Below are 25957 nucleotides of genomic sequence, written 5' to 3'. Positions count from 1 at the left end.
CCAGCAGGTCCTGCACCTGAGGTGCCAGCGCCGCCGCGAGGCGCCAGGCGGCCGGGCGGTTGTCGTTCCGCAGGGCCGCCACCGCCTCTCGGAGGACCGGTCGTTGCCCGTCCGGGATCCCGGCGGCCGCCCGATCGTACAGTCGCGCGCCCTCCTCCAGGACCAGTTCGGTGTCGATGCCCGCCGGGATCTTGATGCCGGCGTGGTGCTGCCAGGTGGCGACCGGATCGGACCAGGCCTCCACCGTGTACGTCCAGCGGCCGGGCTCGCCCGCGGTGACGGTGGCGCCCCAGCGGTCGGTGCCCGGGGCCAGTTCGCGCATCGGCGTCCACGGCCCGGGCCGGCCGGCCGGGTCGCGCAGCACCACGTTCGCCGCGACGGCGTCGTGCCCTTCCCGGAAGACGGTGGCGGACACCTCGAACGACTCACCGGTCACCGCTTTGGCCGGCCTGCGCCCCTGCTGGACCACGGGGCGTACGTCGAGGACGGGGATACGGCCCAGAGTGCTCTCCCCGGAGGCGGACGGCGGGTCGGCGGGGCCTGGCGGGCCGGGCACGTCGGCGGCGGCCTCCACGGCCTTCTTGCCCGGTGTCTTCTTGGCCGGTTTCTTCGCGGCCTTCGCTGCCGTTGTCGTGGCTTTTGCCGTGGTCTTTGCCGTGGCTTTGCTGCTTGAGGGAGGTGCTGACGAATGCTGCTTGGCGGGCATGACCGCTCCTGTCCGCGTCAACGTGGGTGTGGGCGGATGGGTGTGGGGAGGTGGGTCCTGCGGAGGTGCTGTGGGACGCCTGTGGGGTCGTACCGGAGGAGCCTTCCCACCCTATTCGGGTGGGCAATCCGGAACTTTGTTAACTACTCCCGCGTATGTCCACCCACAAGACCGGCTCCCTTTCACCGAGTGCCCGCAGACCGCCTCCCAACGCCCCGACACCCCCGCCGGACGCGTCCCCACCGACCCCCCGGTAACCACTACCGTCGAGGTTGACGACGAGACGTACAGCGCCGTGCGTCTCACTCCGTGACGCGTCCGAGGTGGCAGCTGTGAAGGCGATCCGTCGGTTCACCGTCCGTCCCGTTCTCCCCGAACCTCTCCGGCCACTGAGCGACCTGGCGCGCAATCTGCGCTGGTCCTGGCATGCGGAAACGCGCGATCTGTTCCAGTCCGTGGACCCCGAGGCATGGGCCGCAGCCGGGGGCGACCCGGTGCGGACACTGGGCCGGGTACGGCCGGCGCGGCTGACCGAGCTGGCCGCCGACCGGCGCTTCCTGCGCCGCCTCACCGCGGCCGCCGACGACCTCGACGACTATCTGACCGGCCACCGCTGGTACCAGACCCAGGCGGACGGCATGCCCGCGGCCATCGCCTACTTCTCCCCGGAGTTCGGCATCACGGCCGCGCTGCCCCAGTACTCGGGCGGCCTCGGCATCCTGGCGGGCGACCATCTCAAGGCGGCCAGCGACCTCGGCGTACCCCTGATCGGGGTCGGGCTGCTGTACCGGCACGGGTACTTCCGGCAGACACTCTCCCGCGACGGCTGGCAGCAGGAGCACTACCCGGTGCTCGACCCCAACGAACTGCCCCTCACCCAGCTGAAGGAGGCCGACGGCACCCTGGCGCAGGTCTCGCTCGCGCTGCCCGGCGGCAGGGCACTGCGCGCCCGGATCTGGCTGGCCCAGGTGGGCAGGGTGCCGCTGCTGCTCCTCGACTCGGACGTGGAGGAGAACGACCTCGGCGAACGCGGGGTGACCGACCGGCTCTACGGCGGCGGCAGCGAGCACCGGCTGCTGCAGGAGATGCTGCTCGGGATAGGGGGTGTCCGGGCGGTACGGACGTACTGCCGGCTCACCGGCCACCCGGCGCCGGAGGTGTTCCACACCAACGAGGGCCACGCGGGCTTCCTGGGCCTGGAGCGGATCGCCGAACTGTGCGAACGGGGCCTTGACTTCGACTCCTCCCTGGAGGCGGTGCGCGGGGGCACGGTCTTCACCACCCACACCCCCGTCCCGGCCGGCATCGACCGCTTCGACCGGGAGCTGGTCGCCCGGCACTTCGGGGAGGACGCCGAGCTTCCCGGCATCGACGTGCAGCGGATTCTGACCCTCGGCATGGAGACGTACCCGGGCGGCGAGCCGAACCTGTTCAACATGGCCGTGATGGGGTTGAGGCTGGCCCAGCGGGCGAACGGCGTGTCCCTGTTGCACGGCCAGGTGAGCCGGGAGATGTTCGCGGGCCTGTGGCCGGGATTCGACCCCGAGGAGGTGCCGATCACCTCCGTGACCAACGGGGTGCACGCGCCGACTTGGGTGGCCCCGGAAGTCCTGCGCCTGGGCGCCCGGCAGGTCGGCTCCGAGCGGGCCGAGGACGCGCTGGCCGTCGGCGGCTCCGAGCGCTGGGACTCGGTCGCGGAGATCGAGGACCAGGAGATCTGGGAGCTGCGCCGCACCCTGCGCGAACAGCTGGTGCTGGAGGTGCGGGAGCGACTTCGGGCGTCCTGGCGTCAACGGGGCGCGGGCGGTGCGGAGTTGGGCTGGATCGACGGGGTGCTGGACCCGGACGTCCTGACGATCGGCTTCGCCCGCAGGGTGCCGTCGTACAAGCGCCTGACGTTGATGCTCCGGGACCGCGACCGCCTGATGGAGTTGCTCCTGCACCCGGACCGGCCGATCCAGATCGTCGTCGCGGGCAAGGCGCATCCCGCGGACGACAGCGGCAAGCGCCTGGTCCAGGAACTGGTCCGCTTCGCCGACGACCCGCGGGTCCGCCACCGCATCGTCTTCCTCCCCGACTACGGCATGGCGATGGCGCAGAAGCTCTACCCCGGCTGCGACGTGTGGCTGAACAACCCCCTGCGCCCGCTGGAGGCGTGCGGCACGAGCGGAATGAAGGCGGCCCTGAACGGCTGCCTGAACCTCTCCGTCCGGGACGGCTGGTGGGACGAGTGGTTCCAGCCGGACTTCGGCTGGTCCATCCCGACGGCCGACGGCGCGGGCACGGACCCGGACCACCGCGACGACATCGAGGCGGCGGCGCTCTACGACCTCCTGGAACAGCGGGTGACCCCGCGCTTCTACGAGCAGGGCCGGGCCGGCCTCCCCGACCGCTGGATCCAGATGGTGCGCCAGACCCTCACCCTGCTCGGCCCCAAGGTGCTGGCCGGCCGCATGGTCCGCGAGTACGTCGACCGCCTCTACGTCCCCGCCGCGCAGGCGCACCGCGCGCTGACCCCGTACACGGCCGGCGATCTGGCCGCCTGGAAGGTCCGGGTGCGGGCGGCCTGGTCCGGGGTGAGCGTGGACCACGTGGAGACGACGGTGACGAGCGCCACCGCTGAACTGGGCACGACTGTGGGGCTCAGGGTCCGCGTCGGCCTGGGCGACTTGGGACCGGACGACGTGGAGGTCCAGGCGGTGTCGGGCCGGGTGGACGCGGAGGACCACATCACGGATGCGACGGTGGTCCCGCTGAAGCCGACCGGCGCCCCCGACCTGGAGGGCCGCCTGCTGTACGAGGGCCCCCTCGCCCTGGACCGCACCGGCCCGTACGGCTACACGGTCCGCATCCTCCCGGCCCACCGTCTGCTGGCCTCCGCCGCCGAGCTGGGTCTGGTGGCGGTGCCGTCGGAGGAGGCAGTGGAGAGGGCGGGGGTGCTGTTGCGGTAGGGGCTGCCGCGAGCCGCGCTACGGCGTCTTCTTGAGAGCCTCGACGAAGAGGGCGAAGGACCCGGCCGGGACGGCGAGGGTGCCGACGGCCGGGTCCTTGGAGTCGCGGATGGATATGTGGGTGGGGGTGGTTACCTCACAGCTCCTTCGTCAGCTCGCGAATGAAGTCCCGCGACCGATCGGGCCCAAGCGATACGACCCGTCCGGGTACTTGTATGAGAAGTGCCGCTGTGAGCCGGTGCTGGTCGTCATCAATGCCGGTGATCGCGGACGAGCGGCAGGCCGCCGAGAAGGACGTCCCCCTTGCGGTGCTCTCGGCCATGCCACACGGGCGGTCGACTCCTGCGGGAGCAAGGCCTGGAGCAGGGGCGTGTTCAGGACCGTCAGGAGAATCCCGGTACCCGACTCCGTCCGCGAGCAGGTCGAAGCCTGCACGGACCTGGCCCAGCTGGAGGTCCGGGCTCAGCGAGCCGTACACGCAACGGAGGCCACGGCCGCGGACACCGCTGCCGGTCCGCGTCGTTCGGTGCGGGGCAGGACGGCGAACGCCGGCAGGAGGGCGAGGAAGGCCTTTCGGGTCATTCCTCGGACAGTCCCTCGCACAGCCTGCGCAACACCGTCCCGCAGCGGCGGGCGTACGCGTGCTGCAAGCCCCGTGTCGCCGGGCCGCCGGCCTTCGCGTACCACTTGGCCGGCTTGCTGAAGGCGGCCACCGTCAGCCAGACCGTGCCGTCTCCCGTGCGGTCGACCACGAAGGCCTCCTCGCCGCATTCGGGGTGGTCCTCCAGGGTGCCGTAGGCCCAGCCGGCCCGCCGTGGTTCCTCCACCGTCCAGATGATGCGGCAGGGGGCCTTGATCAGGGCGGCCAGGGTGACCGTGACGTCGACGCCCTCCGCGGCTCTGTCCGCGCTCGCGTCGATGCCCACGCCCAGGGCGCGGTGCATCTCCCAGGTGAGGACCGCCTCGGCCGCCCGCTGGAAGAGCTTCTGGCCCTCGCCGAGGCGGGTGCGGACGAGCATCGGGTGGAAGCCGGGCGGGCAGTACGTCAGGTCGTCGCGGGTCGCGCCGACCGGCTCGTAGGTGAAGGGCGCCGAGGACATGGGTCACAAGGGTAGGGCGGCACCCGGAAGGTCCTCCTTCCGGGTGCCGCCCCGACCTCGACCACGCCTTGGCTAGTTGACGTTGACCGCAGACCAGGCCGCGGCCACCGCCTTGTACTCGGTGCTGCTGGAACCGTAGAGGGCCGATGCCGCGCTCAGCGTGCCGGTGCGGGCCGCCTTGTAGTTCGTCGTCGACGTGAAGTACGTCGTCAGCGCCTTGTACCAGATCTGCAGCGCCTTGGCGCGGCCGATGCCGGTGACCGTGGAGCCGTTGGAGGTGGGCGAGTTGTACGTCACTCCGTTGATCGTCTTCGAACCGCTGCCCTCCGAGAGGAGGTAGAAGAAGTGGTTCGCGACGCCGGACGAGTAGTGGACGTCCAGGTTGCCGACCGACGAGGACCAGTAGTCGGCCGAGCCGCCGTCCTTGCTGGGCTTGTCCATGTAGCGCAGCGGACTGCCGTCGCCGTTGATGTTGATCTTCTCGCCGATGAGGTAGTCACCGGGGTCCGAGGGGTTGTTGGCGTAGAACTCCACGCCCGTGCCGAATATGTCCGACGTGGCCTCGTTCAGGCCGCCGGACTCTCCCGAGTAGTCCAGGCCCGCCGTGTTCGCGGTGACGCCGTGGCTCATCTCGTGGCCGGCCACGTCGAGCGAGGTCAGCGGGTGGGTGTTGCTGTCGCCGTCACCGTAGGTCATGCAGAAGCAGCTGTCGTCCCAGAAGGCGTTGACGTAGTTGCTGCCGTAGTGGACGCGGGAGTAGGCGCCGACGCCGTCGTTCTTGATGCCGCTGCGGCCGAAGGTGCTCTTGTAGAAGTCCCAGGTCTCCTGTGCGCCGTAGGCGGCGTCGGCGGCCGCGGTCTGGTCGGAGGAGGAGCTGGGGGCGGTGCCGGTGCCGAAGACGTTGGTCGAGTTGGCGACCAGGGTGCCCTTGCCCGAGGTCTTGCGGGCCAGGTTGTAGGTCTTGTGACCACCACGGGAGGCGTCGGTCAGGTTGTACGACGAGCCCGACTGGGTGGTGGTGAGGCTGACGGTGCCCGAGTAGAACGTCTTGCCGGTGCCGGTCGCGTTCTCGACGCCCTGGTACTCGAAGAGCTTCTTGCCGGTGGCGGCGTCGGTGATGACGTGCAGCTGGTTCGGGGTGCCGTCGTCCTGGAGGCCGCCGACGACCGTCTCGTAGGCCAGCACCGGCGTGCCGTTCGCCGCCCAGATCACCTTGCGGGCGCCGTCCGCGGCGGACTTGGCCGAGCCGAGGGTCTTGGCGGCCGACACCGCCTGCTTCTCGGCCTTGGCGGCGGAGATCTGCGGCTTGAGCGAGGCCACCTTGATGGCCGCCTTGGTCGCCTTGGTGACGCCCTCGGTTCTGCCGGACTTGGCGGTGTGGACGACCAGGTCGCCGCCGAGCACCGGCAGGCCCGCGTAGGTGCGCTCGTAACGGGTGTGGACCGTGCCGTCGGCGTCCTTGACGACGTCCTTGACGATCAGCTTCTCCTTGGCGCCGAGGCCTATCTGCTGCGCGGTCTGGGCCGCGTCGGCCTGCGCCTTCTGTATCAGGGAGATACGGGCCGAGTCCGACAGCGCGGCGGGCGCGGCGGCGAGCGTCGAGCTGCTCTTGCCGGCGGCGGTCGCGGTGGTGGTCAGACCGGTGGAGAGCAGGGCTCCGGCGGCGACGGCGGTGGCGATGGCCAGAGTGGCGCGCTTGTGACGCGTGTAGAGGGGGGTCACGCAAGCTCCTTCTCGTGGGGAGTCCGGTCAGCGTGGGGTTACTGGCCGGAGAGGTGGGGTGAAGCTCTGCGGCGGGTGAGGGAAGGGTGACATTGGGGGCGCGTACATGTCAGGACCCTGAAGTGATGTTGGCCGGAAAGCGACTGTCCGAGAAACGTTTCGGGTGTGTTAACCGGCGCCGTCCGAGGGTGCCGGACCCTCGAACGGCGCCCAGTTCTCGGGCTTTTGGCAGTCGGTTTACGGGAACGTCAGCTTCCAGCCGTTGATCGTTCCGGTGTCGTAGGTGGCCTGATCCTGCACCCGCAATTTCCAGGTTCCGTTGGCCGGTTCGGCGGAGGCGTTGACCGTGTAGGTCTGCTTCACGTTGTCCGCCGAGTCCGAGGAGCTGAAGTTCTTCAGGCGGTAGGCGGTGCCCGAGGGGCCGACGAGGTCGATCACCAGGTCACCCCGCCAGGTGTGCGTGATGTCGACGTACACCTGGAGGTTGCTCGGCGCGTTCCCGGTCCTGCCGGAGACGGTGATGTCCGAGGCGACGGCGGGCCCGTTGTCCGGGATGGCGACCTGGGCGTTGCTCTCGTACGTCGTACCGCCGCCTCCGCCTCCGCCGTCGGAGCGCGAACCGACCGCCACGGCCGCCCAGGCGTCCTGCACCGCCTTGTACTCGGTGCTGGAGGTGCCGTACAGCTCGCCGGCCGCCGCGAGGGTGCCGGTGCGGGCGCCGGCGTAGTCGGTGGTGGAGGTGAACTTGGTGGTCAGCGCCCGGTACCAGATCTGCAGCGCCTTGTCCCGGCCGATGCCGGTGACCGGAAGCCCGTCCGCCGTCGGCGAGTCGTAGCTGACGCCGTTGATCACCTTGGCGCCGCTGCCTTCGGACAGGAGGTAGAAGAAGTGGTTCGCGACGCCGGACGAGTAGTGGACGTCCAGGTCGCCGACACCGGAGGACCAGCTGTCCGCCGAGCCGCCGTCCTTGCTGGGCTTGTCCATGTAGCGCAGCGGGGTGCCGTCGCCGTTGATGTCGATCTTCTCGCCGATGAGGTAGTCACCGGGGTCGGACGAGTTGTTGGCGAAGAACTCCACGCCCGTGCCCATGATGTCGCTGGTGGCCTCGTTCAGGCCGCCGGACTCACCGCTGTACTCCAGGCCCGCGGTGTTCGAGGTGACGCCGTGGCTCATCTCGTGGCCCGCGACGTCGAGCGAGGTCAGCGGGTCGGCGTTGTTCGAGCCGTCGCCGTAGGTCATGCAGAAGCAGCCGTCGTCCCAGAAGGCGTTCACGTAGGAGTTGCCGTAGTGGACGCGGGAGTAGGCGCCGACGCCGTCGTTCTTGATGCCGCTGCGCCCGAAGGTGTTCTTGTAGAAGTCCCAGGTCTCCTGCGCGCCGTAGTGGGCGTCCGCGCCGGCGGTGGCCGCGTTGGACGTGGTCCCGTTGCCCCAGGTGTCGTTGCTCTGGGAGAACAGGGTGCCGGTGCCCGAGGTGCCGTGGTTGAGGTTGTACGTCTTGTGGCCGCCGCGCGCCCCGTCGGTCAGCGTGTACGTCGACCCCGAGTGGGTCGTCGTCAGGTTCACCTGGCCGCTGTACTGGGTGTTGCCGACGCCGGTCTCGATGCCCTGGTACTCGTAGAGCTTCTTGCCGGTGGCGGCGTCGGTGATGACGTGCAGCTGGTTCGGGGTGCCGTCGTCCTGGAGGCCGCCGACGACCGTCTCGTAGGCCAGGACGGGCTTTCCGGTCGCCGCCCAGATCACCTTGCGGACACTGTCCGCGGCGGACTTGGACCCGCCCCGGGCCTTGGCCCGCTGTACGGCCTGCTTCTCCGTCGCGGCCTGCGACACGGCCGGGGTGAGACCGGCGACCTTCACGGTGGCGCGGGTGGCCTTGACGACGTCCATGGTCTTGCCGGACGTGTTGCTGTCCACGACCAGGTCGCCACCGAGCACCGGAAGGCCGGCGTAGGTGCGCTCGTAGCGGGTGTGCAGGGTGCCGTCGGCGTCCTTCACGACGTCCTTGACGACCAGCTTCTCCTTGGCGCCGAGGCCGAGCGACCGGGCGGTCGCGGCCTTCGAGGCGTCGGCGTGGCGTATCAGCTCGGCGCGCTGCGAGGGCGTGAGCTTGACCGCCACATGGGCCGGATTCACCTTGCCGGGCTGGGGCTTCGCCGGTGCTGCGCTGGCCGCGCCCGACTGGACGGCGGCGGCGATCAGGGCGGCGACGCCGGCGAGGGCGACGGTGGCAGTGCGCCGGTGTGACGCGTGGGGGGTGCGTCTGCGAGAGGAACTGCTGCTCACACTGACTCCTTCTGCGTGGCCGCGGGTCGCGCGGCCAGGGGAGACCGGACGGTGGGTTGGGGACGTCCGGGCAGAACAGGGCGGTACGCGGAACCACGTGCAGGCCGGCTCACACGAGCAGATGTGACTGTGGGGTTGCTGTGAGTCGGCCTGGGAAGAGTGACAGGGGATCACGATGTCTGTCAGGACCGCGTCAGAAAGTTGGCCGGAAATGGTCCGTTGACCGGATGTTCATGTTCGATATGCGGACTGGTCATGCGGGTGTGCAATCGGGTGTGCACCGGGGTGTGTTCAGGCTGTCCACGACGGTGGCCGGCCCGGCTACGGGGGTGAGAGCGCCGGTGCGGGTCGTGTCGTGGCTTGAGCGCGGTCGGCACGTGGCCGGGTGGTGCGGCTCGCGTCGGGTCGGGGCGTGTACGCGGCCTTGGGGGGGTGGTGCGGGCCGAGTGGTGTGGCGTCCGTAGCTTGGGCGGCCGGCCGTTCCCGGAGTCGCGTGGCCGGGCCGGCCGGTGCCCAGTCGGCTCACCTCTCGGTGGTGTCCCCGTGCCAGGTCCGCCACAGGGCCGCGTAGGGGCCGTCGGCCGTCACCAGGTCCTCGTGCGTGCCCAGTTCGGTCAGGCGGCCGTCCTCCATGACCGCCACCCGGTCGGCGTCGTGGGCCGTGTGGAGGCGGTGCGCGATGGCGATGACGGTGCGGCCCTGCAGGACGGCGGCGAGGGCGCGTTCGGCGTGCCGGGCCGTCGTGGGGTCCAGCAGGGCGGTCGCCTCGTCCAGGATCAGGGTGTGCGGGTCGGCCAGCACCACCCGGGCCAGGGCGAGTTGCTGCGCCTGGGAGCCGTCGGTGGGGCGGCCGCCCGCGCCCAGCCGGGTGTCGAGGCCGTCCGGCAGGTCCCGGACCCAGTCGTCGGCCCCGACCGTCGCGAGCGCCGCCCACAGGTCGTCGTCCGTGGCGTCCGGCTCGGCGATCAGCAGGTTGTCGCGGACCGTACCGAGGAACACGTGGTGTTCCTGCGTGACCAGGACCACCTGGCGGCGCAGCAGCTCCGGCTCCAGGTCGGCCACCGGCACTCCGCCCACCGTGACGGTGCCCGTGCCGGGCCGGTCGACGCCCGCGAGGAGTCTGCTGAGTGTCGTCTTCCCGGCGCCGGAGGGGCCCACCACCGCGAGCCGCTCCCCGGGCCGTACGGTCAGGTCCACCCCGCGCAGCACCTCGCCGCCGCGCTCATAGGCGTACCGGACCCCGCGCACGTCGATCCGGTCGTCCGCCGGGACCGGGGAACGGGCCCCGCTCTCCCCGCATGGCGCCTGCGCCAGGCGGGCGCGGTCCCCGCCGTGCGCGTGCACCGGCCTCGCCGATTCCCCGCGCCGCGCGGGCGACGGCCCTGCGGTGTCCGAGCCCCCAGCCCGCGCCGGTCCTGCGGTGTTTCCGCCACTTGCCTGCGCCGGGCCTCCGGTGTTTCCGCCGCCAGTCCGCGCTGGTCCTCTGGTGTCTGAGTGACCCGGCCGTGTCGGCTCCGCGGTGTCTCGGTCACCTGCCTGCGCCGGGTCGGCGGCGCGCCGGCCACTCGCCGGCGCCGGCCCTTTGGCGCCCCCGACAGCCGACCGCGCCGGCCCTCCGGTGTCTTCGTCACCCGCCCGCGACAGTCCGCCGGTGTCCCCGCACGGCGGCGGCGCCGTACCGGTGGGCTTTCCGGGCGGTGCCTGGGCCAGGCCCTCCACCCGCGCGAACGAGGCGCTGCTGCTCTGCAGTTGCTCCACGCGCATCAGGATCTGGTCCAGTGGCTCGGTGAACTGCCGCAGGTACAGCGCCGCCGCCACCACCGCGCCGACCCCGATCGTGCCCCGCTGGTGCAGCCAGCCGCCGAGCAGCAGCACGCCCACCACGGGCACGGTGTACGTCACCTCGACCGCCGGGAAGAACACCGTGCGCAGGAACAGCGTGTAGAAGCGGGTACGGCGGGACTTCTCCAGCGCGTCCCGGCTCGTCGCCGTCCGCCGCTCCTGCAGCCCGAACGCCTCGACCGTCCGGGCCCCGGCCGCCGTCGAGGCGACGATCTCCGCGACCTGGGACGTGGCCGCACCCTCGGCGAGGTAGCCGTCCCGGGCCCGCCGCAGATACCAGCGCAGCGCCAGCCAGATCGGCGTCAGCCCGAGCAGCCCGAACGCGCCCAGCAGGGGGTCGAGCGCGAACACCGCCACCAGCACGAACAGCGCCTGCACGGTGCTGACCAGCAGCTCCGGTCCGACGTCCCGCAGCGTCGTGCCGACGATCGCCACGTCCGCCGTGCCGCGCGCCGTCAGATCGCCGGTGCCGGCCCGCTCCACCACGGAGGCGGGCAGGGCCAGTACCCGCTCGACGTACTGCTCGCGCACCCGGGCCAGCGTCCGCTCCCCGAACCGGTAGCCCACATCGCGTGCCCAGCGGGCCAGCAGCAGCTGGGCCAGCGCGCACACCAGGATCCACGGCGCGAGCCGGTCCACCGCGCCGACCCCCTGCCCGCCCCGCACATCGTCCACGATCCGCCCGACCAGCCACGGCCCGACCAGCCCCGCCCCCGCCGCCAGCGCGTTCAGCAGCAGCGCGGCGACGAACGCCCGCCCGTCGGCCCGCACCAGCCGCAGCGCGGCCCGTCGTACCCGAGCCCGGTCGGCGACCGGCAACAGGCTCTCGGCCCCCGTCACCGTACGACCCCCTCCGCGTCCCGGGCCACCAGCGCGCGGTAGCCCGGTTCCGCCGTCAGCAGGCGGCGGTGTGGGCCGGTCGCCGCGACCTTTCCGTCGACCAGGAAGACGACCGTGTCCGCGCGGTCCAGCATCAGCGGCGAGGTCGACGTCACCACCGTCGTGCGGCCCTCCCGGGCCTCCCGCAGGCGGCGTGCGACCGTCGCCTCGGTGTGTGCGTCCAGCGCCGAGGTCGGCTCGATCGCGAGCAGCACCTCCGGGTCGGCCGACAACGCCCTTACCAGCCGCACCCGTTGGCGCTGGCCGCCCGACAGGCTGCGGCCCTGGCCGGACACCGGCGAGTCCGGGCCCTGAGGCAGCCCGCGTACGACGTCCTCGGCGGCCGCCGCGTACAGCGCCCGGCCGAGCTCCGCCTCGTCGACGGGGTGCCCGGCGGCCACGACCTCCCGCAGCGGGCCCGCGAACAGGTCGGCCTCGTTGTCCGCGACCAGGATCCGCCCGCGCACGTCCGCCAGCGGGACCGCGTCCAGCCGTACCCCGCCCCAGGTGGCGTCGGTCGGCCCGAAGCGGCCGAGCCGGTCCACGACGGCGGCGGCCTCGGCGGGCCGGGCGGTGGCCAGCGCGGTCAGCCGGCCCGGCACCACCCGTACTCCCGACGCCGGGTCGTGCAGCTCGGCCGGTCCCTCGGGAGCCGGCAGCGTGCCCTCGTCGGGCTCTGGCTCCAGCCGCAGCAGCCGTACGACCCGGCGCGCGGCCACCACGCCGCGGTTGAGGTCGTAGGCCATCTGCACGAAGAAGGCGACAGGGCCGATCAGCACGGCGACATAGCCGTACACGGAGACCAACTCGCCGACGGTGATGGATCCTTGGGCCGCGAGCCGCGCCGCGAGCCAGGTCACCACGGCCAGGAACAGGGTGGGCAGGCCCACGCCGAGCGCCTGCACCCAGCTCGCCACCGCGCCCACCCGGTAGCCCTGCGCGCGCAGCCGCTGCGAGTCCCGCCGGAAGGCATCCGCGAACAGGCCTTTCCCGCCCAGGCCGTTGAGGACGCGCAGTCCGCCCCCGAGGTCGCCGATGCGCGCGGTCAGCACGCCCTGCCGCTCGCGGTAGGTGCTCTCCGCGCCCTGCAGCCGCAGTGTCAGCGGTCCGGTGACCAGCGCGATCACCGGCAGCCCGAGCAGCACGACGGCGGCGAGCGGCGCCGAGATGGCCAGCAGCAGCCCGGCCACCACGACGTAGACCACGGCCGAGCCGACGCCCGGTCCGACCACGGTCAGCGCCTGCGCGACGGTGTGTACGTCGCCGACCCCGATCGTCACCACCTCGCCGGCCCCGGCCCGGCGCGGCAGCGCGGCCCCGAGCCGCACCACCTGCCCCACGACGACCTTCACCGTGCGGAAGTAGGCGTCCATGCGCACCCGGGTCATCGTGCGGTGCCGCATGATGCTCAGCCAGGCGTTCACCGACCCGACCACGAACATCACCCCGGTCCATGCGGCCAGCACCCCCAGCCGCCCCGGCACCAGCCCCTCGTCCACGGCCCGCGCCAGCAGATACGGCTGCGCGGCCAGCAGCACCATCCACACACTGGCCAGCAGCGCCCCGGACGCCGACCGCCCCGGCTGGCGCAGCACCAGCCACCACAGATAGCGCCAGCCGCCGCGGGTGTCCGGGGTGCCGGGATCCTCGTACGCGTCGATCATCCATCCCCCGATCGGCTCGGCCCCGCCCTGGGAAACGTCGAACCTATCGAGGGCAGGGGCGGCTGCTCCAGCCAATTAAGCCGGGGGTGGTCCTACCCGAGGATCCCCCGGTCGTACCCCGCCGCCACCGCCGCCGCCCGGTCGTTGACGCCGAGCTTGGCGTACAGATGGGTGAGGTGGGTCTTCACCGTGGCCTCGCTGATGAACAGTTCGCGGGCGATCTCGCGGTTCGACGCGCCCTTGGCCACCAGCACCAGAACCTCGCGCTCGCGGGCCGAGAGCGGCTCGCCCGCCGGGGCGAGGGGCGCGCGGACGGCGTGGACCAGGCGGGAGGCGACGGCCGGGGAGAGGACCGTACGGCCCTCGGCGGCGGCGCGCACGGCGGTGAACAGCTCGTCGCGCGGGGCGTCTTTCAGGAGGTAGCCGGTCGCGCCCGCCTCGATCGCGGGCAGAGTGTCGGAGTCCGTGTCGAGGGCGAGGGCCGACGCGGCAGCGCGATGAACAGCCGCTGCTGCTGCCCGCCGGACAGCTTGCCGAACCGGGTGCCGAGCTTCGCCGTGAGCCCGAGGCGTTCGGCGAGCGGCCGCCAGTCGGCCGGGCCGGGGTAGAAGGCGGCGTACAGCTCCAGCGCCTCGCGCATGGTGAGCTTGGGCTGGAGTTCGCTCTGCTGGAGCTGGGCGCCGAGGATCCTGGCGACCTCGTCGTGGTCGGCGACGGGGTCCAGGCCGGCGACCCGGATCCGGCCCGCGTCGGGGACCCGCAGCCCCTCGACGCACTCCACGGTGGTGGTCTTGCCGGCGCCGTTCGGGCCGAGGATCCCGAAGATCTCGCCCTCCTCGACGGCGAAGGAGACCCCGTCGACGACGGCCCGGCCGCCGTAGGACTTGCGCAGATCGGTGACTTCGATGACGGATGGCATGCCTCGAGAATCCCGGGCGGGCGGGGGTCCGGACATCGGCCGCCCCGCTCGAAGCGGCATCGTCCGATCGGTTGATGCCGGGCTACGACCTCCGTGTGCGGATGCTCGAACAGGCAGGTCGTAGGACCAAGGGCGGACCCGGGTCCGGCCGAAACTCAGTGGGCGATGTCAGTGCCGGTCCGTACGCTCGCGGTGATGCCCACGACACGTGCAACCACCGAGGACCGTTCCGCCGTTCGTACCCTGCTGCGACTGTGGCCGTACGTCCGCCCCGTGCGGGCGCGGCTGTTCACGGCCGCGTTCGTCGCGATCGTCGCCTCCTGCACCGGGCTGGTGATCCCGCTCGTCCTGAAGTGGATCGTGGACGGACCGGTCGCCGACCGGGACCCGGCGGGAGTGTGGCTCGGCGCGCTGTACCTGCTGCTGCTCGGGATCGCCGAGGCGGTCCTGTTCGGCATACGGCGCTGGCTGGTGGCCCGCCCGCTGTCGCACGTCGAGGCGGAGATGCGGGCGGGCCTGTACGGCCATCTGCAGCGGCTGCCCGTCGCCTTCCACGACCGCTGGGCCTCCGGCCAGTTGCTGTCCCGGGGCACGACCGACCTGATGCTGCTGCGCATGTTCCTCGCCTTCCCGCTGACGTTCCTGCTGGTCAACGGGGTCACGATCCTTGTCGGCGTGGTGATCATGCTGATGCAGGACTGGGTGCTGGGGCTGGTCATCCTCGGCCCGGCGATCCCCGTGATGTGGACCTGCGCGGTCTTCGAGCGGCGGTACGCCGAGGTGGCGCGGCGCGCGCAGGACCAGGTCGGCGACCTGACGACGGTGGTCGAGGAGAGCGTGCTCGGCATCCGCATCATCAAGGGCTTCGGCCGGCACCGCAGCCAGGCACGGGCGTTCCGCGAGCTGTCGGTCACCCTGCGCGGCACTGAGCTGCGCAAGGCTCGGCTGCTGGCGATGATCTGGGGCGTCATCGTGACCCTGCCGGAGCTGGCGATCGGGGCGGCGCTGGTGCTGGGCGCGGTCCGGGTGGCCGACGGGGGGCTGTCGGCCGGCACGCTGGTCGCCTTTCTGAGTACGGCGCTCGCGCTGCGGTGGCCCGTGGACTCGATCGGGTTCCTGCTGGCGATGAGCCAGGAGGCGGCCACGGCGACGGAGCGGTACTTCGAGGTGATGGACGAGGTGAGGGAGGACGACGCGGTGGCACCCCGCGAGGGCGGGCAGGCGCGGGCGGCCGACGCCGGACTCCGCTTCGAGAACGTCCTGTTCCGCTACCCCGACGCACCCCCCGGCTCCCCGCCCCTGCTCACCCGCATCGACCTCCACGTCCGCCCCGGCGAATCCATGGCCCTCGTCGGCGCGACCGGCAGCGGCAAGACCACCCTCACCGCCCTGGTCCCCCGTCTGCACGAGGTCACCTCGGGCCGGATCACCCTCAACGGCGTCGACATCACGGCGATGCCCCGCGAGGAGCTGCGCGCCAAGGTGGCCGTCGCCTTCGAGGAACCCACGCTGTTCTCCACGAGCGTCGGCGAGAACGTCCTGATGGGCGCCCCCGAGGGCGCCGGACGACCGGACCTCGACCGGGCGCTCGCGGTCGCGCAGGCCGACTTCGCGCACGCTCTCCCCCAGGGCACCGACACCCGCGTCGGCGAGCAGGGCCTCAGCCTTTCCGGCGGCCAGCGGCAGCGCCTCGCGCTGGCCCGCGCGGTGGTCGGCAGACCGGAGTTCCTGGTGCTGGACGACCCGCTGTCCGCCCTGGACGTGCACACGGAGGCCGCCGTGGAGGCCGCGCTGCGGCAGGTCCTCGCCGACACCACCGCGCTGATCGTGGCGCACCGCCCGTCGACGGTGCTGCTCGCCGACCGGGTGGCCCTGCTCTCGGGCGGCCGGATCGCCGCCGTCGGCACCCATCAGGAACTGCTGCGCACCAACGCCGAGTACGCGCATCTGATGTCCGGAGACTTCGAGGACACGGAGGACTCCCGTTGACCACCACGACCGCCTCCACCCCCACCGCCGAGGACGACGAACTCCCCGGCCCGCAGGGTCAGGGCACCGGCAGCGACCCGGGTGACGTCTTCGACCGGGACGTACTGCCCGCCCCGCCCGGCGCCACGGCCGCCCTGCTGCGCTCCCTGCTCGCGCCCCTGAGGGCCCGGGCCGTGGTGACCACGCTCCTGCTGCTGCTCCAGCAGGCGGCGGTGCAGGTGGGCCCGCTGCTGGTGGCGTACGCCATCGACAGCGCCGTACCGGCGTTCCGGGAGCACCGGCACGGCCCGCTGATCGCGGTCGGCGTCGGCTATCTGCTGTGCGCCCTCGCCTCCGGCGTGCTGCAGTTCGCGTTCATCGAGGCCTCCGCCCGGGTCAGCCAGGACGTGCTGCTGGATCTGCGGGGCCGGATCTTCCGGCACGCGCAGGCGCTGAGCGTCGACTTCCACGAGCGGTACACCTCCGGACGGCTGATCTCCCGCTCCACCACCGACGTGGAGTCGCTGCGCGAACTCCTCAACGACGGCCTCCAGGAGCTGGTGACCGTCGTGCTGTCCTTCGTCTACATCTCGGCGATGCTGCTGTGGCTGGACCTCTCGCTGGGCGCGGTCGCGGTGGCCTCGTTCGTGCCGCTGTACCTGCTGGTCCGGGTCTACCAGCGGCGGGCGGGACGGGTGTACCGGGCGCGGTCGACGGCGATCGCGGCGGTGATCGTGAAGTTCGTGGAGACGATGAACGGCGTCCGCCCGGTGCGCGCCTTCCGCCGGGAGGCGGCCAACGACGCCGAGTTCGCCGTGCTCAACCGGCGGCACGAGCGGACGAACGGGGACGCGCTGCTGGAGATGGCCCGCTATGTGGTCGGCTCCCGGCTGGTGGCCAACACGGCGGTCGCGGGGATCGTGCTGTGGGGCGCCTACCGGGTGGCGTCCGGCTCGCTGGCGCTGGGTGTGCTGGCGGCGGCGGTGCTGTATCTGCGCCGGCTGTACGACCCGATCGACCGGCTGGGGATGTTCCTCAACTCCTACCAGTCGGCCGCCGCCTCCCTGGAGAAGGTCGCCGGGCTGCTGGCCCAGACCCCGTCCGTGCCGGAGCCGGCGGTCCCCGGCGAACTCCCGCCGCTGAAGGGTGACTTCCCGGGCCGCGAGGTCGTCTTCGACGGGGTCCGGTTCGGCTACCGCACCGGCGGTGAGGTGCTGCCCCGCTTCGACCTGACCCTGCCGGCCGGGCAGACGGTCGCCGTGGTGGGTGCCACGGGCGCCGGCAAGTCCACCCTCGCCAAGCTCCTCGCCCGCTTCTACGACCCCTCCGAGGGCCGCGTGCTGCTGGACGGCGTGGATCTGCGCGAGCTGCCCGTGCCGGAACTGCGGCGCGGTGTCGTCATGGTGACCCAGGAGGCGTTCCTGTTCTCCGGCACGGTCGCGGACAACATCGCCATCGGCCGGCCGGACGCCACCCGTGAGGACATCGAGCGGGCGGCGAAGGCGATCGGCGCGCACGAGTTCATCAGCGCCCTGCCCGACGGCTACGACACCGACGTCCGCAAGCGCGGCGGGCGCATCTCGGCCGGGCAGCGCCAACTGGTCGCCTTCGCCCGCGCGTTGCTCGCCGACCCGGCGGTGCTGATCCTGGACGAGGCGACCAGCTCGCTGGACATCCCGGGCGAGCGGGCCGTGCAGCGGGCGATGTCTACGGTGCTGCGGGGACGTACGGCGGTGGTGATCGCGCACCGGCTGTCGACCGTGGAGATCGCGGACCGGGTGCTGGTGATGGAGCACGGCCGGATCGTCGAGGACGGCCGCCCGGAGGAACTGATCGGCGGCACGGGCCGGTTCGCGGATCTGCACAGGGCGTGGCGGGACAGCCTGGCGTAGGTGTGTCATTGTGTCGTTCAGCGCGTGTTCACTCGGGCTATGGTGGGTAGTTGACGAGCGATCACGCCGCCGTCGGCGCACGTCCGGGCCTCTCGGCCGGACGCGATGTCAAGCCCGCGTCAAGGCCTTGCCGCGCACTGTTCTCGCGTGGATAAACGTTCAACCAAGGAAGCCCTCGGTCGGGCAAAGGGGTCTACTCGCATAGATGATCCCGGTGCTGTCATGCTCACGACCGCCCGGAATCTCTGCCGGGCACCGCACCGGGAGACCCCCACATGTCCCGAATATCGCGCCCCCTGGTGACCGCCCTCTCCTCCCTCGCCCTCGCCGCCGCGGGCCTCACCGTCACCACCGGCACGGCCCACGCCGCCAGTTGCAGCCAGGACTACCTCCCCCTGCCCGACCCGGCCTGCACGCCCGGGGCCCTCAACCCCGACGTCACCCAGGACACCATCGACTCGACCATCTGCGTCTCCGGCTGGACCGCGACCGTACGGCCGCCCAGCTCCTACACCACCGCGCTGAAGAAACAGCAGATCGTCGAGTACGGCTACTCCGACACCAACCCCTCGGACTACGAGGAGGACCACTTCCTCCCGCTCGAACTCGGCGGCGCACCGAGGAGCGCGGAGAACCTCTGGCCCGAGCCGCACTACGGCACCGAGACGTCCGCGAACAAGGACACCGTCGAGAACAAGCTGAAGAGGGCCGTCTGCGCCGGTGACGTCAGCCTCGACGACGCACAGAACGCGATCATGACCGACTGGACGACCGCCCTGTCCAGCCTCGGCCTGGGCTGAGCGTTCGCCTCCGGCCCGGGCTGGGGGTGCCGGATCACGGCACCCCCAGCTCGAACAGGGCGTACCCCGCGTACGACCCGGAGGCGAGCGCCGCGATGCCGAGCAGGGTGCACTGCACCGGCAGGCTCAGCCGGCGCATCGCGACCGCGAGCGGCAGGAACAGCGGGAAGCAGGGCAGCAGATAGCGGGAGACGTTCGCGAAGATCTGCTGGCTGCCGAGGACCAGGGCGAGGGTGAGGACGGTGTGCACGACCAGCACCGCCGGCGGCCGCAGCCTCAGGAGCAGGGGCAGCAGGGCGAACGCGAGCAGGACCACGCCGACGCCGATGACGTCCGCGAAGGGGTAGGCGAACAGGTAGCCGCCGAAGTTGCCCACCGGTACGGACGTCAGCACGTCCAGGGTCTGCCTGCCGTAGTCGAACTCGTGCGCCCAGGCACCCGACTGAAGCCTGAAGTAGCCGCTCAGGTCACCCATGCGGTCGCCGACCCAGAGCAGGTAGCCGATCAGCCCGAGCGGGGCCAGGGCCGCCGCGCACAGTGGACGCGGGCCGTCGTCCTCGCGGCGGCGCAGCGAGAGCAGCGCGGCGATGCCGACCCCGGCGATCAGCGCGACGGCCGTGGGCCGGTTGAGGCCGGCCGCGAAGGCGAGGACGCCGGCGGTCAGCCAGCGGCGGGTGATGACGGTGTGGCAGGTCCAGGCGGCCAGGGCCACGTAGAGGGAGTCGGAGTAGACCGCCCACTCCACGCCCGAGCCCGGCCACACCGCCCACAGCCCGGCCGCGGCGAGCCCGGCCCGCCGCCCGCCGAACCGCTCCGCGATCGCGTGGACGCCGAGCGCGGCGGCGAAGGAGGCGAGGACCGACACCAGCAGGCCGGCGCCGTACGGACCGAGGCCGGTGACGGCCGTGACCATCCGCATCAGGGCCGGGTACAGCGGGAAGAACGCCGCCGAGTTGCCCTCCAGCGTGATCAGTCCGGTGGCACCCGGGACGTGGACGAGCCTCGGGTCGTAGCCGTGCAGGGCGATCTGCTGGTACCACCAGCCGTCCCAGGTGCCCAGCACGTCCCAGGCGTGCGCTCCGCCGCCGAACCGGGGGTCCTTGGTGCGGTAGTCCCCGGCCGAGGACAGCAGGTACATGAAGGAGAGGAAGCCCGTCAGCTTCAGCGCGCCGAACAGCGCGAGCACGGGACCGTGCCGGCGGGCGGCGGCCCGCAGCCGGGCACCGGAGGCGGCCTGCGCGGCGGGGGCCGGCGTGCGGGGCAGGGCCACGGTCACGAGGCGGCCGGTCCGGTACGGCCACGGCGGCGGGCCGGGGTCCGCAGCATCCGGGCGATCCCGCGCAGGTCGGCCAGCGCGGTGGCGACGATGTCGACACTGCTGTCGGGGTCGTCGACCCAGTCCACCGGGACCTCGTGGATCCTCAGGCCCGCCCGCTCGGCCAGCACCAGCAGCTCGGTGTCGAAGAACCACTCCCCGTCCCGCACCTGCGGCAGCAGCCGCTCGGCGACCTCGCGGCGCACCGCCTTGAAGCCGCACTGCGCGTCGGAGAAGCCGACCGCGAGCGTGCAGCGCAGCAGGACGTTGTAACAGCGGGAGATGACCTCGCGCTTGGCGCCGCGCACCACCCGTGCGCCGGGTGCGAGCCGGGTGCCGATGGCCAGGTCGGAATGGCCGGATATCAGCGGCGCGACCAGCGGCAGCAGCGCGGCGAGTTCCGTGGACAGGTCCACGTCCAGGTACGCCAGCACGGGTGCCCCGGACCCCGTCCAGGCCGCCCTGAGCGCCCGTCCGCGGCCTTTCTCCTTCAGCCGCAGCGAGACCACCCCGGGCAGTTCGCCGGCGAGCCGGGCGGCGATGTGCGGGGTGCCGTCGGTGCTCGCGTTGTCGGCGATGGTGATCCGGAACGGATAGGGGAAGGTGTGCCGCAGATGCGTGTGCAGCCGCCGGACGTTCGGCTCGAGGTCCTTCTCCTCGTTGAACACCGGTACGGCCAGGTCCAGGACGGGTTCGCCCGCCTGCGGCGACAGGGGTGCGCGCCGGGGCGCCGGTGCCTGGGCCGAGGCTCGGCCCGGTCGTAGTTTCATCACGTTGTTCCCCGTTTGTTCCTGTTGGTCGGGCATGCCGGAGGGACGCGGACGCAGTGGTGGATGCGGGTAGGTCAGCGGGTCGGGCTCATCGCCGATGAGGGGGTGTCCGACGGCTCGGCCGGTGCGCCCACCGTCGCGGAGGCCGGCGGAGCGGTGGTGCTCGGCGAGGTGGCCGTGCCGGGCGGCGGCTGCTGTGTGGTGGTGGCCGTGGCCGAACTCCCGCTCGCACCGGGCGGGTTGGCGGTCGACGCGGTCGAGTCCGGGGTGGCGGGGGCCGTCGCGGACGAGGACGGCGGCCCGCTCGGCGCGCCCGTGGTGCTCGGCGACTGCGACGGGCCCGGCGAGGTGCTCCCGACGGGCGTCGGGCTGGTCGCGGGCCGGGGGTGCGGGGCGCTGGGCCGGTCGTCGGTGTGGCCGTGCGGCCACAGCAGCAGACCGAGCCCGAGTCCGGCGACCGCCAGCACGGAACCGGCCGCCCGGCGCGCCGCGCGCACCCGGCGCCGAGCCCGCACGCCCGCGTGCAGCGCATCCTGGTGCCGGGGCTCGTAGCGCACCGGTTCCCGTGTGCTGTGCATGAGCCGCGTCAGCTGCCGCTCGAAGTGGTCCATGTGCTCGGTGTCGTCCAAGTGCTTCACGGGTCCCCCCTCACCCCACCGGCTCGATGACGTCGGACAGCAGTCGGCGCAGCCGGGCCACCCCGCGCGCGGCATGCGACCGGGCGGTGCCCACCGGACAGCCCAGGATCTCCGCCACCTGCCGGTCGGGCAGGTCCTGGTAGTAGCGCAGCACGACCGCGGCCCGCTGCTGCGGGCTCAGCTGGGCGAGCGCCGCCTCCAGCCGGGAGCGCTCGGCCACGGTCGCCGACACGTCGCCGGCCGCCGCCACCTCGGGCAGCACCTCCACGGGCCGCTCGCCCCACCAGCGCCGGCGGGCCGAACGGGCCGCGGCCCGCGCCAGCACCCTGCGCACATACGCCTCCGGCGCCTCGTCGGCGACCTTCGGCCAGACGAACCACAGCTTGACCAAGGACTCCTGCAACAGGTCCTCGGCCCGGTGACGGTCCCCTCCGGTGAGCAGACGGGCCAGATGGAACAACACCGACCAGCGGGCCGCCACGAACGCGTCGTACTCACCGGCCCGAGCCTGCTCCATCCTCACGGTCCCCGTTCTCGCCGGCTGTCTTCACCAGGAGTAAGGCCCTGGGGGCCCGGGAACGCTGCACCGGCCGGGCGTGATCCGCGTCACGCACGGTCGTCACTCAGGGGCGACCCGCAGGAGGAGTACGGAACGCCCCGGCACCGTGATCTCCGCGCCCGCCGGGTGGACCGTGCCCGGCGGCTCGGCCTGGTCCTCCCGGGAGGTGTCCACGACCACCTCGTACCGGTCCGCCCACGGCTGACCCGGCAGCACGAAGACCGCCGGGCCCTCGCCCGCGTGCAGGACCGCGAGGAAGCTGTCGTCCGCGACCGGTGCGCCCCGCTCGTCCCGACCCGGGATGTCCCGGCCGGAGAGGTACATGCCGAGCGTGGCCGCGGGGGCGTACCAGTCGCCCTCGGTCATCTCCGTGCCCCGCGCGGTGAACCAGGCCAGGTCCCGCAGCCCGTCCGCCGAGTGGGCGCGGCCGGAGAAGAAGGCTCGGCGGCGCAGCACCGGATGCCGGTGGCGCAGTGCGATCAGCCGGCAGGTCAGCTCGAACAGGGGCCGCCAGGCGGGGTCGTCCAGCAGGGACCAGTCCAGCCAGCTGATCTCGTTGTCCTGGCAGTATGCGTTGTTGTTGCCGCGCTGGGTGCGGCCCAGTTCGTCGCCGGCCACCAGCATGGGCACGCCGGTGGACAGCAGGAGGGTCGTGAGCAGGTTGCGCAGCTGACGGCGGCGCAGGGCGCGTACCCGCTCGTCCCGCGTCTCGCCCTCCACCCCGCAGTTCCAGGAGCGGTTGTCGTCGCTGCCGTCGCGGTTGTCCTCGCCGTTGGCCTCGTTGTGCTTGTGCTCGTACGACACCAGGTCGCGCAGGGTGAACCCGTCGTGCGCGGTGACGAAGTTGACCGAGGCGTACGGGCGCCGGCCGCCCCAGGCGTACAGGTCGCTGGAGCCGGACAGGCGGTAGCCCATCTCGCGCACATCGGGCAGGGCGTGCCGCCAGAAGTCTCGGACGGCGCCCCGGTAGCGGTCGTTCCACTCGGTCCACAGCGGAGGGAAGGCGCCCACCTGATAGCCGCCGGAGCCGATGTCCCACGGCTCGGCGATGAGCTTCACCCGGTGCAGTACGGGGTCCTGGGCGATGACCGCCAGGAACGGGGACAGCATGTCGACGTCGTGCATCGAGCGGGCCAGCGCCGCCGCGAGGTCGAAGCGGAAGCCGTCCACGCCCATCTCCGTCACCCAGTAGCGCAGCGAGTCGGTGATCAGGCGCAGCACCTGGGGCTGGACGACGTGCAGGGTGTTGCCGCAGCCGGTGTAGTCGGCGTACCGGCGGGCGTCGTCCTGGAGGCGGTAGTAGCCGCGGTTGTCGATGCCCTTCAGGGACAGGGTGGGGCCCAGCTCGCCCGCCTCCGCGGTGTGGTTGTAGACCACGTCGAGGATGACCTCGATGCCGGCCGCGTGCAGCGCGCGCACCATCCGCTTGAACTCGCCGACCTGCTGTCCCGTCGTACCGGACGCGGCGTAGGCGGCGTGCGGGGCGAAGTAGCCGATGGAGTTGTAGCCCCAGTAGTTGCCAAGGCCCCGGCGCAGCAGGTGGTCCTCGTGCGCGAACTGGTGGACGGGGAGCAGCTCGACGGCCGTGACGCCCAGCTTCACCAGGTGCTCGATCGCCGCCGGGTGCGCGAGGCCCGCGTAGGTGCCGCGCAGCTCCTGGGGGACGCCCGGGTGCAGCTTGGTGAAGCCGCGTACGTGCAGCTCGTAGATGACGGAGTCGGCCCACGGGGTCTTCGGCCGGCGGTCGTCCTCCCAGTCGTCGTCATCGTCGACGACGACGCCCTTCGGGACGTACGGCGCCGAGTCCCGGTCGTCGCGCACGGTGTCGGCGACCCGCTGCTCGGGCCAGTCCCGGACATGCCCGTACACCTCCGGCGGCAAGCCGAACTCTCCGTCCACCGCCCGCGCGTACGGGTCCAGCAGCAGCTTGGCCGGGTTCCAGCGGGCGCCGGTCCACGGGTCCCAGCGGCCGTCCACCCGGTAGCCGTAGCGCTGCCCCGGCATCACGCCCGGCACGAAACCGTGCCAGATCTCGTGCGTCAGCTCGGTCAGCCGGATCTGGGTCTCCCGGCCCGCCTCGTCGAACAGGCACACCCGGACCGCCTCCGCCCCGCCCGCCCACAGCGCGAAGTTGGTGCCCGCGACCCCGTCGGGGCCGACCCGGAACCGGGCCCCCAGCGGTGTCGGGGCGCCAGGCCACACCACGGGGGCCGGCACCCTGGCGCGCCGGGCGCCGTTCACCACGGCCGGCTGCTGCCCGGTCCCGGCGGCCGGCTCCCCGGCCGGTGCCCGCTGCTCGGCTGCGCTCGTCACCTGTCGGCCCCTCTTTCAGTGGCTCGCCCCGGGGCGGCGCAACCGGCCGCGCCGAAGGGCCGAGGCTGCCCCGCAGCACCCTCGGCCGCCCGGTACGGCTGCGCCCCCACGGTCGGGGGCGCCCTCCGGATCGCGTGTTCCGTCCCTTTCGTCGATCCGATCCAAGAAGGCGCCCCCCTCGGTACGGGCGCGGCGGCTCCCCAGCGTGTCGTCCTTCCCTCTGTTCTGCCCAGTGCGTGCGTCGCACTCACGTTTCCCCGGAGCGGGCCCGGTCGTTGAGCCGCGCGTGAGGCACGTACAAGGACGCGCGCGGCGCTCGGGGGTCGCACTGGCCGCCGTAATGACCTGGGTGGCACTGCTGGGAGGGTGCTCCTCCGGGGGCTTCGGACCGCTCGGGCTGGACGGGGTGCCCGGCAGACCCCCGGCACCCGAGGACGTCATCCACGTCACCCCCGACGCCGACAGCAAGGCCGTCCGCCCCGACCGGCGGCTGCGGGTCCGGGTGCCCGACGGACGCCTGCAGCAGGTCACCGTCGTCGAGTCGCAGGACGCGCAGGACTCCCCGGTGCCCGGGCACATCAGCGCCGACGGCCGGACCTGGCGGCCGGACGAGGACCGGCTGGCGCTCGCCGCCACGTACACCGTCGACGCCGTGGCGCTCGACGCGGACGGCCGCCGCTCGGCCCGGCACACCACCTTCACCACGTTCGTCCCCGACGAGCGGTTCATCGGCTACGTCACCCCCGAGAACCGCGCCGTCGTCGGCACCGGCATGATCGTCTCCCTGAGCTTCAGCCGGGGGATCACCGACCGGGCCGCCGTGGAACGCGCCGTGCGGGTCAGCGCCCGGCCCCCCGTCGAGATCCGCCCGCACTGGTTCGGCCGCAGCCGTCTCGACTTCCGTCCCGAGCAGTACTGGAAGCCCGGCACCGAGGTCACCGTCGACCTGAACCTGCGGGACGTCCAGGGAGCGCCCGGTGTCTACGGGTTGCAGGACAAGACCTTCTCCTTCACCGTCGGCCGCAGTCAGGTCTCGCTGGTCGACGCCGTCCGGCACACCATGCAGGTACGCCGGGACGGCCGGCTGCTCGCCACCGTGCCGATCACCGCGGGCGCCCCGCAGAACCCCACGTACAACGGCAAGATGGTGGTGATGGACATGCTGGACGTCACCCGGATGGACAGCCGCACGGTCGGCTTCGGCGGCGAGTACGACATCCCGGACGTCCCGCACGCCATGAAGCTCACCGACTCCGGCACCTTCGTGCACGGCAACTACTGGTCGCCGAACGCCCCGGGGCGGGCCAACGTCAGCCATGGCTGTGTGGGGCTCAGGGACGTCAAGGGCGGCAGCTCGGCCACCCCGGCCGGCTGGTTCTTCGACCGCAGTCTCGTCGGTGACGTCATCGAGGTCGTGGGCAGCCGGGAGAGGACCGTCGCCCCGGACAACGGCCTCGGCGGGTGGAACATGACCTGGCAGGAGTGGAAAGCGGGCAGCGCGGTGAAGTAACCCGGTGAGGGCCGGGGGTCGGGCGGGGGTGCGGGCGGAAGTTGCGACGGAACGGTGACATTCGCCTGACACCCCGCTCAAAACCAGGCGGTTAATATGCGCGCACCAATGTGGTGGGGAGCGGGCCTG

15 protein-coding genes and 4 pseudogenes are annotated in these 25957 nt (G+C 72.4%); 5 read left to right on the top strand and 14 right to left on the bottom strand.

The genetic code is table 11. The features are described 5' to 3' along the window. The coding region (locus tag LMU33_RS36225) for a maltotransferase domain-containing protein (protein ID WP_228625477.1) at window positions 1-706 on the bottom strand (706 nt) is incomplete at its 3' end. Between the two features lie 332 nt (window positions 707-1038). Between LMU33_RS36225 and glgP the strand changes: the two genes are divergently transcribed. Beyond that, window positions 1039-3657, top strand: a complete 2619-nt coding sequence (gene glgP / locus LMU33_RS36220; protein ID WP_228625474.1) for an alpha-glucan family phosphorylase — start codon at window positions 1039-1041, stop codon at window positions 3655-3657. Window positions 3658-3675: 18 nt separating this feature from the next. Here the strand turns inward: glgP and LMU33_RS36215 are convergent. From LMU33_RS36215 to LMU33_RS36180, 8 genes and pseudogenes are all read right to left on the bottom strand, one after another. Next, window positions 3676-3783: pseudogene (locus LMU33_RS36215) on the bottom strand (DUF397 domain-containing protein); the annotation flags it as partial. A 452-nt stretch (window positions 3784-4235) separates the two neighbouring features. Further along, entirely contained in the window at window positions 4236-4757 is a 522-nt protein-coding gene (locus LMU33_RS36210) for a DUF1990 domain-containing protein (protein WP_228625472.1), read from the bottom strand. Between the two features lie 72 nt (window positions 4758-4829). Then, a complete protein-coding gene (locus tag LMU33_RS36205) occupies window positions 4830-6479 on the bottom strand; it encodes a M4 family metallopeptidase (RefSeq protein WP_228625470.1) in 1650 nt (549 codons plus the stop codon). A 237-nt stretch (window positions 6480-6716) separates the two neighbouring features. After that, complete coding sequence (locus LMU33_RS36200; protein WP_228625469.1) at window positions 6717-8759, bottom strand: M4 family metallopeptidase; 2043 nt, start codon at window positions 8757-8759, stop codon at window positions 6717-6719. Window positions 8760-9281: 522 nt separating this feature from the next. Then, window positions 9282-11441 carry an ABC transporter ATP-binding protein gene (locus LMU33_RS36195; RefSeq protein WP_228625467.1) on the bottom strand — a complete coding sequence of 720 codons (2160 nt, stop codon included), beginning with the start codon at window positions 11439-11441 and terminating at the stop codon, window positions 9282-9284. Further along, window positions 11438-13144 (bottom strand): ABC transporter transmembrane domain-containing protein, encoded by a 1707-nt coding sequence (locus LMU33_RS36190; RefSeq protein WP_228625462.1) that lies wholly within the window; start codon window positions 13142-13144, stop codon window positions 11438-11440. Before LMU33_RS36190 ends, LMU33_RS36195 begins: the two co-directional genes overlap by 4 nt. Window positions 13145-13236: 92 nt before the next feature. Continuing rightward, window positions 13237-13674 (bottom strand): annotated as a pseudogene (locus tag LMU33_RS36185) (LuxR C-terminal-related transcriptional regulator); the annotation flags it as partial. Then, a pseudogene (locus LMU33_RS36180) lies at window positions 13578-14063 on the bottom strand (ATP-binding cassette domain-containing protein); the annotation flags it as partial. The pseudogenes LMU33_RS36185 and LMU33_RS36180, both read right to left, overlap by 97 nt. Before the next feature lie 195 nt (window positions 14064-14258). Between LMU33_RS36180 and LMU33_RS36175 the strand changes: the two are divergent. The 3 genes from LMU33_RS36175 (at window position 14259) to LMU33_RS36165 (ending at window position 18723) form a co-directional block, all read left to right on the top strand. After that, complete coding sequence (locus tag LMU33_RS36175) at window positions 14259-16052, top strand: ABC transporter ATP-binding protein (protein ID WP_228625459.1); 1794 nt, start codon at window positions 14259-14261, stop codon at window positions 16050-16052. Then, window positions 16049-17923 (top strand): ABC transporter ATP-binding protein, encoded by a 1875-nt coding sequence (locus LMU33_RS36170; protein ID WP_228625457.1) that lies wholly within the window; start codon window positions 16049-16051, stop codon window positions 17921-17923. Before LMU33_RS36175 ends, LMU33_RS36170 begins: the two co-directional genes overlap by 4 nt. A 275-nt stretch (window positions 17924-18198) precedes the next feature. Beyond that, window positions 18199-18723: a hypothetical protein gene (locus LMU33_RS36165; protein WP_228625455.1), complete on the top strand. Its 525-nt coding sequence runs from the start codon at window positions 18199-18201 to the stop codon at window positions 18721-18723. A gap of 34 nt (window positions 18724-18757) precedes the next feature. Here LMU33_RS36165 and LMU33_RS36160 read toward each other — a convergent pair whose 3' ends face one another. From LMU33_RS36160 to glgX, 5 genes and pseudogenes are all read right to left on the bottom strand, one after another. Further along, entirely contained in the window at window positions 18758-19999 is a 1242-nt protein-coding gene (locus tag LMU33_RS36160) for a putative hexosyltransferase (RefSeq protein WP_372478124.1), read from the bottom strand. 29 nt (window positions 20000-20028) lie between these two features. Then, window positions 20029-20808 (bottom strand): annotated as a pseudogene (locus tag LMU33_RS36155) (dolichyl-phosphate beta-glucosyltransferase); the annotation flags it as partial. A gap of 74 nt (window positions 20809-20882) precedes the next feature. After that, window positions 20883-21446, bottom strand: coding sequence for a ribosomal eL19 family protein (locus tag LMU33_RS36150; protein ID WP_228625453.1), 564 nt, complete (start codon window positions 21444-21446; stop codon window positions 20883-20885). Window positions 21447-21456: 10 nt separating this feature from the next. Continuing rightward, window positions 21457-21963 (bottom strand): SigE family RNA polymerase sigma factor, encoded by a 507-nt coding sequence (locus LMU33_RS36145; RefSeq protein WP_228625451.1) that lies wholly within the window; start codon window positions 21961-21963, stop codon window positions 21457-21459. A 102-nt stretch (window positions 21964-22065) separates the two neighbouring features. Beyond that, the gene (gene glgX, locus LMU33_RS36140) at window positions 22066-24318 is read right to left on the bottom strand and encodes a glycogen debranching protein GlgX (RefSeq protein ID WP_228625449.1); all 2253 of its coding nucleotides are present in this window, start codon (window positions 24316-24318) and stop codon (window positions 22066-22068) included. Window positions 24319-24658: 340 nt separating this feature from the next. Here glgX and LMU33_RS36135 point away from each other — a divergent pair, with 340 nt between their 5' ends. Further along, a complete protein-coding gene (locus LMU33_RS36135) occupies window positions 24659-25828 on the top strand; it encodes a L,D-transpeptidase (RefSeq protein ID WP_228625481.1) in 1170 nt (389 codons plus the stop codon). The last annotated feature ends 129 nt before the right edge of the window (window positions 25829-25957 follow it).

Origin of the sequence: Streptomyces barringtoniae (assembly GCF_020819595.1) — a bacterium.
Lineage (GTDB): Bacteria > Actinomycetota > Actinomycetes > Streptomycetales > Streptomycetaceae > Streptomyces > Streptomyces barringtoniae.
This window is presented reverse-complemented; position numbering and strand designations above follow the sequence as displayed.